This is a genomic window from Anaerolineae bacterium, assembly GCA_016931895.1.
Lineage (GTDB): Bacteria > Chloroflexota > Anaerolineae > 4572-78 > J111 > JAFGNV01.
Genome location: JAFGDY010000010.1, coordinates 1 through 8,083, shown reverse-complemented (window position 1 = coordinate 8,083; position 8,083 = coordinate 1). Strand labels below are relative to the sequence as shown.

Genomic DNA, 8,083 nt, shown 5'->3' with positions numbered 1-8,083 from the left:
GCCTGTATGCGCCCTGACCTGATCATCCATCTGGCCGCCGCCGATCATGATTTTAACCTTGTCTCGCAGACCGGCTTTTTTGAGGTCTTCAACTGTTTCTTTCATGGCGTCAAAGGCCAGGGTCAGGAACCCGCTCAGGCCAACCACCTGAGGCTGAAAGTCCCGCACAGCCTCCGTGAACTTTTGCGCGGGCACGTCCACGCCCAGATCAAGAACCTCAAAGCCGTTGACATCGAGCATGAAGCCGACAATGTCTTTGCCGATGTCGTGGATGTCTCCCTCCACCGTGCCAATGACCACCTTGCCGAGACGTTTGGCCGGTGGCGCCTTGGCCAGCCCGGACTTGACCATGTCCGTGATCTGGTTCATCATCTCGCCGGCCAGCACCAGTTCGGGCAAAAAGTATTCGCCCTTCTCGTAGCGCTGGCCTACAGTGTCCATGGCCTCTCTAACTGCCTCCAGAACGGCCATAGACTCTGAACCGCCTTCTACCATCTCGCTGACTAACTTGAGGGCTTCTTCCTCCCGCATGTCAGCGATGGCGTCAATCAGTTTTTTTGACATAACAAGCCTCCTTTGCTAAATAAATTAGGGGTGGGACTTTCCTACCCCCACTCATTAGATTTTGAACACCCCGGCCCGGTAGGCCCGGGTGTAGTTCAAACAATGACGGTCGCGCCCCAACACCAATGCGGCGGCCAGCAGCGCTGCCTTTAGTTCCCGGTCCAGGGGATCAAGAATGGCGCTGTCCAGCCCGGCGGCCAGGGCCAGGGTTAAAAAGGCCCGGTTAATAAAAGAACGAGCCGGTAAACCAAACGAAATATTGCTCAAGCCGGCGGTAAAATGAACGTCCGGGTAGGCTGTGTGCACGGCCCGGATGGCGTCAAAGAAAATCAGGCCGCTTTGAATATTGGTGCTGAGGGTCATTACCAGCGGGTCAACATAAAGATGCTCATCGGGGATGCCGGCCGCGCGGGTGGCGGCCATTATTTTGTGGACGATAGCTACCCTGGCCTCGCTGGTTTTGGGAATATTCTTGTCGTCCATGGCCAGGGCAATGGCGCGACAGTTATGTTCCGCCACCAGGGGCAAAATCCCGGTCAGCCGTTGGGGTTCGCCGCTGATGGAATTGATCAGCGGTGTTTTGTGCACTGCTTTGATGGCCACAGCCAGGGCCTTGGGGTTGGCGCTATCCAAACACAGCGGGGTGTCCACCACGGCCTGGATAGTTTCAATCAGCCAAACCAGGTCGTCCGGCTCCTGCTGGGGATGGGTGCCGGCGTTCACGTCTAGCCAGGCCGAGCCGGCCTCGGCCTGCTGGCGGGCCAGGTTTTGAATAAAGCTGGTATCTCGTTCGGCTATGGCTTGCGCCACGCGGGTGCGGGTACCATTAATTTTTTCACCAATTAGTTCCATAAGCTCTCCTTGGTTGTAATCAGTTCATCCAGACCCTAAAGTTTCAATGACCTTTAGAGTTTTCATCATTTGGAAAAAGCATGCCTAAAGCAAAACGCCGGTTGAATTTGGGATAGGTAGTTAATTCCAGGTAGTTGGTTTGGTTGACAATTTGTTGGGCGCGTTGCCGCGCCCGGCGAGACAACAGGGCCTGCCGGGCGCCAACCACCGCCGCATTACCCACCTGCCGGTAACGGGCATTGGGTAGACGGGGCAGCAACCCCATCTCCAGCGCGTTTTTTACCTGGAGAAATGAGCCAAACGCCCCGGCAATGATCACCGTTTGCACGTCCTCCGGCGTTGTGCCGGTAGCCTCCAGTAACACCTCCAACCCGGCCCGAATAGCTCCTTTGGCCAACTGTATCTCGTTAATGTCTTTTTGGGTGATTACCACGTCGCGTTGGCTGCCGCTTTGCTCGGCGGGGACCAATAGGAATTCGGCTCCATAACGGCCTTCTCGCACCCGGTGATGCTCGCGGTCAAACCGGCCCCGTTGATTGATTAAATTCCAGCGCCGCAACTCGGCTACGCCGTCAATGATGCCGGAGCCACACAAACCAATGGCCGGGGCATTATCAACGGTTTTTAAATGAACTTCGGCGGCGGTCAATTCAATGGCTTCTATGGCTCCGGCAGCGGCCCGCATGCCGTTGCTGATATGCGCTCCTTCAAAGGCCGGGCCGGAGGCGCACGACACCGAAGTTAAAAAGCCCTGCTCTGGCCTGACCAGGGCGATTTCGGTATTGGTGCCAATGTCTATGCCCAAGGCCACTTGCTTGGTTTGATCAAGTTGGCTGGCCAAAAGCATGGCCACGTGATCTGCCCCTACAAACCCGCCGATACAGGGCAAGATGTGCAGGTAAGCCCCGGGCGCGGTCGCCAAACCCACTTCGCGGGCTTTTAGATCAATAGCGGCATTGGTGGCGGCCACATAGGGCGATGTAGCCAGTTGGCGCACCGGCAATTGCAGCAGCAGGTGAATCATAGCTGTGTTGCCTACCAGGCAAACGTCCGCCACCTGCGCCCGGCTGACCCCCGCTTTTTCGGCCAATTCTGCCAATAAGTTATCCAGCGTCTCTTGGACCATTGTGGCCAGGGTACGACCGCCATCGGGGTTGCGCCACACGTGTGTTAGGCGGCTGATAACGTCTTCGCCATAGCCAATCTGGGGGTTCAATACTCCGGTCACGGCCAGCTCGTTACCGGTGGTTAAATCAACCAGGCTGGCCGCGATTTTGGTGGTGCCCAGGTCAATGGCCAGGCCCATTGGCGGCAAGCCGGAGGGAACCACCCCCACTACTTCGGCGTCTCGCAGATAGGCGGTCAAATGCCAATGATGCTCTCGCGCGCCGGTGGTTATTTGGCGGACAACGGCCGGTTCAGCCTCAATTGGCTGGCCTAAAGTTGGGGGGAGGGCGGCGGTCAGGCGTTCCAGATCGGCGCGAGGATCGTCCAGGGAGGGCGGCGGGATTTTAAGATCATAAGCGTGGACAAGGGGATCGAGCGTTAATTGGTCAAAGTCGCCTGCCAGTTGTAACCTTTGGCTGGTAATGAGGGAAGATTTGGGCACATGCACTTTAACGTTACTGTGCACGTGGGTATTGCAGGCCAGCCGTTGCCCGCGCCGTAATTCCAATTTGGTCAGTATGGCTTCTTCGTCAGGGGTGGAGGGCGACACGTCACCTGAAAGGACCACCAGGCGGCATTGGCCGCAACTGCGCATGCCGCCGCACGTTGACGCCAGGGCCAGTCCGGCCTGTTGGGCTGCTTCCAGCAGGGTAGTGTCTGGCGTAACTTCAACCCGTTTGCCAATCGGTTCAAAATCAACTTGATAGGTTGGCGGCGTGGCGTTAGGTTTGGGCATTAACCTACCTCCGGCGGGGTCAAGGCCAAACCTGGCAAGTTGCACATGGTGGTGGTGGCGGTTGTTTTAAAATCAGCATAACTAATGGTGGCGCCGGGACGGGCAATTACAAAGTCATCGTCCCAGGGGCCGTAGAGCATTTTTTTAATCAGGTCGGTTGAACCGGGAATTTCCTCGTAGCGAAGATCAAAACGTTTGGCCATGCGGCGGGTGTAATTCCGGTAGCGCTCTTGTTCGTAAAGGCCGGTGTCAATAAAAGCAAGGCGGGTATAATTTTTAAGCATAAGCCGGATCATCCGGTCGGCTTGTTTGGCCCCATACCGTTCAACCAGGCGTTTGTGTTCTTCAAAAGGCGTGTCGCTCACCTCAATCCAGCCTTTGGTGAGGTAGTAGGTGCCCGGTTCTTGAGCGGCTTGCTGTTTATAGGCCGCGGCTGAGCCGAGGAAAATGGCAATACAATCGTCTACGCGGGGCACTATCAACGTGCAGCGGGTGGCTTTAAGACCGACCACCGCCATTGAGCACATGCCGTAACCCAAAATAATGGCGTCTATTTCGGCGCCGGCTGCGTCTATTGTTTCTTGTAATTTATTCCGTAGTTTTTCAGGGGTTAAATGAAGCCCAAAATCAAGAACCTCGTAGGTCATGCCTTCAGGCAGAAAGGGGAACATCTCTTCGATGACGGTAGCGCAGGCAACAACTTTGGTGCGGGCAGCAATCATATCAGCTTTCCTTAAAAGTTTTGTACGTGCAGGAGAAGAGGAAAGATTTTGTAGATGGAGTTTTTAACCAAATATAGCGTAAAAACCCCTGATGGTGACGCCCCAAATTATATAGTTATATAGGGAAGTTGTCAAACCGGAATTGACATTTTGGGCATAATGCGTAAGCTTAGGTTTAAGCATTAATTTTCTCGTGCCCAAATCCGGTTTGCCCCCAAGCCCAGTATTGGCTCAAGAAGAAGTTTTTTGATGTTGATCCGTCTAGCGAGACTCTCCGATGAAACCCAACAGAATTGAGCAAAACGGCTGGCCTGTTGAAAACATTGATCGGGCTTCTTATGAACCGGCTTATCTTCAGTTGGCCAATATTTTGCGGCGGCAGGTGGCTTCAGGTATGTTTCGGCCTGGCGACCAACTGCCCTCCGAGGCTATGCTGTGCCAGAGTTACCAGGTTAGCCCCATGACGGTGCGCCGGACCATTAATTTGTTGGTCGAAGAGGGAGTGGTCAGCACGGCCAGGGGGCGCGGCACGTTTGTGAAGGCTCTGGAATTGGGCCACGCGGCTTTTGGCCTGCAAGAACTGCAAGACCTGTTTAATGACCCGGCTATGGCGGTCAAATTGCTGGATGTGCGCGTTGTTTCGGCCAATGAACGCACGGCGCGCAAACTCAATTTGGCCGTGGGTCAGAAAACCATTTACATTCGCCGTCTTTTAACCGTTAACAATGACCCCGCTTTCTATCACCGTGAATATCTCATTTATGACCCCACTCGCCCCATTGTTGAGGCCGAAATGGAAGTGACGACCTTACAAGGTCTATTTGATGGCACCGGCAGCGCGCTGCTCAAACGAGGCGAATTGAAGATTGAAGCTTGCTTATTAAATGAAGAAGAGGTGATTCTTCTGCAAACTTGTCTGCCCGCCGCTGCATTTTATTTGGAACATCTTTTTTACGATTTTAACGATTGTCCGGTCAGTTGGGGTTGGTTTATTTGTCGTAGCGATTATTTGCGTTTTGCCACCGGGGTAGGAATTGACAATGACTAAAGACACGCACCTGATCAATCAAGTTTTGGAACTGCGCGAACAGGAAGCCCTGGCCATTGTTCAGCAGCGGCTGGAGCAGGGCGACGACCCGCTGGCTATTGTAGAAGATTGCCAGGAAGGGATGCGCCGGGTGGGCGAGCGTTACGAACAGGGCCAGTATTTCCTCTCCGGGCTAATTATGGCCGGCGAAATATTTCGCGAGGTGATGGAATTGGCCCAACCCGTGATCAAGGAAAAAGTGCAAGGGAACGAAACCGGCCGCATTCTGCTGGGTACGGTTCAGGGCGACATCCACGATATTGGTAAGAATATCCAGGGAATGTTGCTCAGTTGTTATGGGTTTACGGTGTATGACCTGGGTGTTGACGTGCCCCCGGCCGAATTTTTGGCTCAAGCCAAAAAGGTCAAACCAGATATTATTGGACTGTCGGGGTTGTTGACCAGTTCTTACGACGTGATGCGGGATACCATTACTTTAATTCGGGAAGCTTCAGTTTTGGCCCTGGCCGATATTCCGATTGTTGTTGGCGGCACTTCCATTAATGAACAGGTTTGCCAATATGTGGGAGCTGATTATTGGATTATCAACTCTATGGAAGGTGTCCGCTTGTGCCAGCGCCTATTGGCCCCTAAACTATAGTTTAGGGCTTACACACAAACTGTCTGAAAAGCATGTTTGGCTTTTCAGGCAGGCTCTCAGAATTCATTCCCCGATAATTTTTACCAGCACCCGCTTGCGACGCCCCCCATCAAACTCGCCGTAAAATATCTGCTCCCACGGGCCAAAATCCAACCGGCCGTTGGTAACGGCCACCACCACCTCGCGCCCCATAATTTGCCGTTTCAGATGCGCGTCGCCGTTATCTTCGCCGGTGCGGTTGTGGCGATATTGGCTGATCGGCTCATGGGGGGCCAGTTTTTCCAGCCAGGTTTCGTAGTCCTGGTGCAGGCCGGATTCATCGTCATTGATAAAAACAGAGGCGGTGATGTGCATGGCGTTTACCAGAACCAGCCCTTCTTTGACGCCGCTTTTGTGTACACAATTTTCCACTTCGGGCGTGATGTTGATAAAAGCGCGACGCCCGGAAACATTGAACCATAGTTCTTCGCGATAGCTCTTCATACATTACTCCGGTTTGGGAACAAGAAAATCCCAAGTTATTTTTGAACCCTCAAACCCAAAATCGTCTGCACGCGGGCAGAAATTTTGGCCGGGTCATAAGGTTTGTTGATAAATTCATTCACCCCAATTTGTTCCGCCTGGCGATAATCTGCGGCCTGGTCCCTGGCGGTGAGCATGATGATGTAGGGTTGGTGGGCCAGGCCGGCGTTGTTGCGGATTTGTTGGCAAACTTGCAAACCGTCAATTTTGGGCATGGTCAGGTCAAGCAACACCAGGGCGGGCTGCAAGGCCTGGACCTTTTCTAAGGCTTCCTGACCGTTTCTGGCGGTGGCCGCGCTGTAGCCGGCCATTTCGATGATGCGGGTCAACAGGCGGAGGGCCACCGGGTCGTCGTCTACCACGATGATTTCTGAGCTGGACATTTTCTGGTCGGTATCTCCTGGTTAAAATTTTCTGCCGGAACGGGCGTAAGCCAGGGCTTGCTCCAGCGCGTCGCCCTGGTGGACAACGTAGTGGGGGATATGGCTGGCCGTCAGTTCCACTTCCACGTCTAATGAAGTGTGGAGCGCGCCAAAGCTGGCCGGATTGATGACCACGGCCGTCACCCGCACGCCGCGACTCATCAGATGATGCGCCACGCTCACCCACTCGGGATTGGCGGCGGCAGTGATAATGACCAGGGTGGTGTTGCGATTGAAGCGCAAGGTTTCGGCGGCCAATACCTCGGCCAGCGGAATCATGCCGTGCGCTTGCGTTACCGCCAGCATCTCGTAAATGCGGGTCAGTTGTCGTTCTCCCCGGTCGCTCTGGGCTATCTCGCGGTGGTGGGCCTTGGCGTAGGTAATCAGGCCCACGGCCCGGTTTTGGGCCAAAAAATGTTTGCACACCGAGGCGGCGATGGCAACGCCGTATTCCTCGGTGCTGGGCGGCAATTTGAACTCCGGCAGTTTTTCCCAATGCACCTGGGGCAGCGGGGGCGGAGGGATTTCTTTATAACTCAAACCGGCCTGAACCCCGCGTTCCATGTCCAAAAAAACCCACACGTCGGCCATAGGGTCTAATTCAAACTCTTTCACCATAATCCGATTATTGCGGGCGGTGCTGGGCCAGTGGATGCGATTGAAGCTATCGCCAAACACATAATCCCGAATGCCGGAGACATTGGTGGTGACATAGTGCGTGCGCCGGTGCGCCGCCTCGCCGCCCGTCTGCTCGCCTACCGGGGGATAAAAAGCAGGCAGGTCATAAGTCATCGGATAAACCACCACCGGCGAGGTAAAATGCGGCAGGTGTTTGCTGAACAAAAATAGACCAAAGGGGTCGCCGCTGGAGATCACCAGGGGTCCCAGGGTGAAACGTCCCCGTTGATAACAGGGCGTGCGGATGTGCCAGCTTTTTTGTCGTCCGCCCCCTAAATTGGAGATAACCCGGCTGGCCCGGTGGCCCGGCAGATTGGCCTCGTCTTGAAGTTCAACCCACAGTTTGGGCAGCCAGCCGGTATTCTCCAGCACAAAACGTTCCTCAATAAAATTGCCCACCTGCACGTGCCGGTTTCGGATGTGCCGGGTAATGCGCAGCCAATGCACATTGAGCCAGGCCCATAAAAAGGAAAATACCAATATGGCGGTAAAAAGATAGGTGAGACTAAAAAATAAAGCCCCCCCCACCGTGAGCGTGGCTATCAGCGAGGCCAGCCACATGAGCAATAAAACCCAGCTTCGTTCCAGGTTGCGCAAAAAATACTCCTTTAGGTGCTGCTCACCCGCGCGCCGGGGACGGGGATGGAGGAGAGAATATCGGCAATCACTTCCCTGGCGGTCACATTTTTGATGCGGGCCGCCGGGCTGATGATCAGCCGGTGGGCCAGGGTG

9 protein-coding genes are annotated in these 8,083 nt (G+C 54.6%); 2 read left to right on the top strand and 7 right to left on the bottom strand.

The genetic code is table 11. The features are described from left to right. The 4 genes from JW953_00695 to JW953_00680 form a co-directional block, all read right to left on the bottom strand. A partial coding sequence (locus tag JW953_00695) for a cobalamin-dependent protein (protein MBN1991191.1) occupies nt 1-564 on the bottom strand: 564 nt, incomplete at its 3' end. A 54-nt stretch (nt 565-618) separates the two neighbouring features. Further along, nucleotides 619-1,416 carry a dihydropteroate synthase gene (locus JW953_00690; protein ID MBN1991190.1) on the bottom strand — a complete coding sequence of 266 codons (798 nt, stop codon included), beginning with the start codon at nt 1,414-1,416 and terminating at the stop codon, nt 619-621. A 43-nt stretch (nt 1,417-1,459) separates the two neighbouring features. After that, the gene (locus tag JW953_00685; GenBank protein ID MBN1991189.1) at nt 1,460-3,319 is read right to left on the bottom strand and encodes a DUF4445 domain-containing protein; all 1,860 of its coding nucleotides are present in this window, start codon (nt 3,317-3,319) and stop codon (nt 1,460-1,462) included. Beyond that, complete coding sequence (locus JW953_00680; protein ID MBN1991188.1) at nt 3,319-4,041, bottom strand: DUF1638 domain-containing protein; 723 nt, start codon at nt 4,039-4,041, stop codon at nt 3,319-3,321. Before JW953_00680 ends, JW953_00685 begins: the two co-directional genes overlap by 1 nt. Nucleotides 4,042-4,318: 277 nt before the next feature. Here JW953_00680 and JW953_00675 point away from each other — a divergent pair, with 277 nt between their 5' ends. Both JW953_00675 and JW953_00670 read left to right on the top strand, forming a co-directional pair. Then, nucleotides 4,319-5,089, top strand: coding sequence for a GntR family transcriptional regulator (locus tag JW953_00675; GenBank protein MBN1991187.1), 771 nt, complete (start codon nt 4,319-4,321; stop codon nt 5,087-5,089). After that, nucleotides 5,082-5,729 (top strand): cobalamin-dependent protein, encoded by a 648-nt coding sequence (locus JW953_00670; GenBank protein MBN1991186.1) that lies wholly within the window; start codon nt 5,082-5,084, stop codon nt 5,727-5,729. The genes JW953_00675 and JW953_00670 overlap by 8 nt, the downstream gene beginning before the upstream one ends. Before the next feature lie 63 nt (nt 5,730-5,792). Here the strand turns inward: JW953_00670 and JW953_00665 are convergent, their stop codons facing one another. From JW953_00665 to JW953_00655, 3 genes are read right to left on the bottom strand one after another with little or no spacing between them, the layout of a single operon-like run. Then, nucleotides 5,793-6,212 (bottom strand): YjbQ family protein, encoded by a 420-nt coding sequence (locus JW953_00665; protein MBN1991185.1) that lies wholly within the window; start codon nt 6,210-6,212, stop codon nt 5,793-5,795. Between the two features lie 35 nt (nt 6,213-6,247). After that, the gene (locus tag JW953_00660) at nt 6,248-6,634 is read right to left on the bottom strand and encodes a response regulator (protein MBN1991184.1); all 387 of its coding nucleotides are present in this window, start codon (nt 6,632-6,634) and stop codon (nt 6,248-6,250) included. A 21-nt stretch (nt 6,635-6,655) separates the two neighbouring features. Beyond that, the gene (locus tag JW953_00655; GenBank protein MBN1991183.1) at nt 6,656-7,948 is read right to left on the bottom strand and encodes a DUF58 domain-containing protein; all 1,293 of its coding nucleotides are present in this window, start codon (nt 7,946-7,948) and stop codon (nt 6,656-6,658) included. Nucleotides 7,949-8,083: the final 135 nt, after the last annotated feature.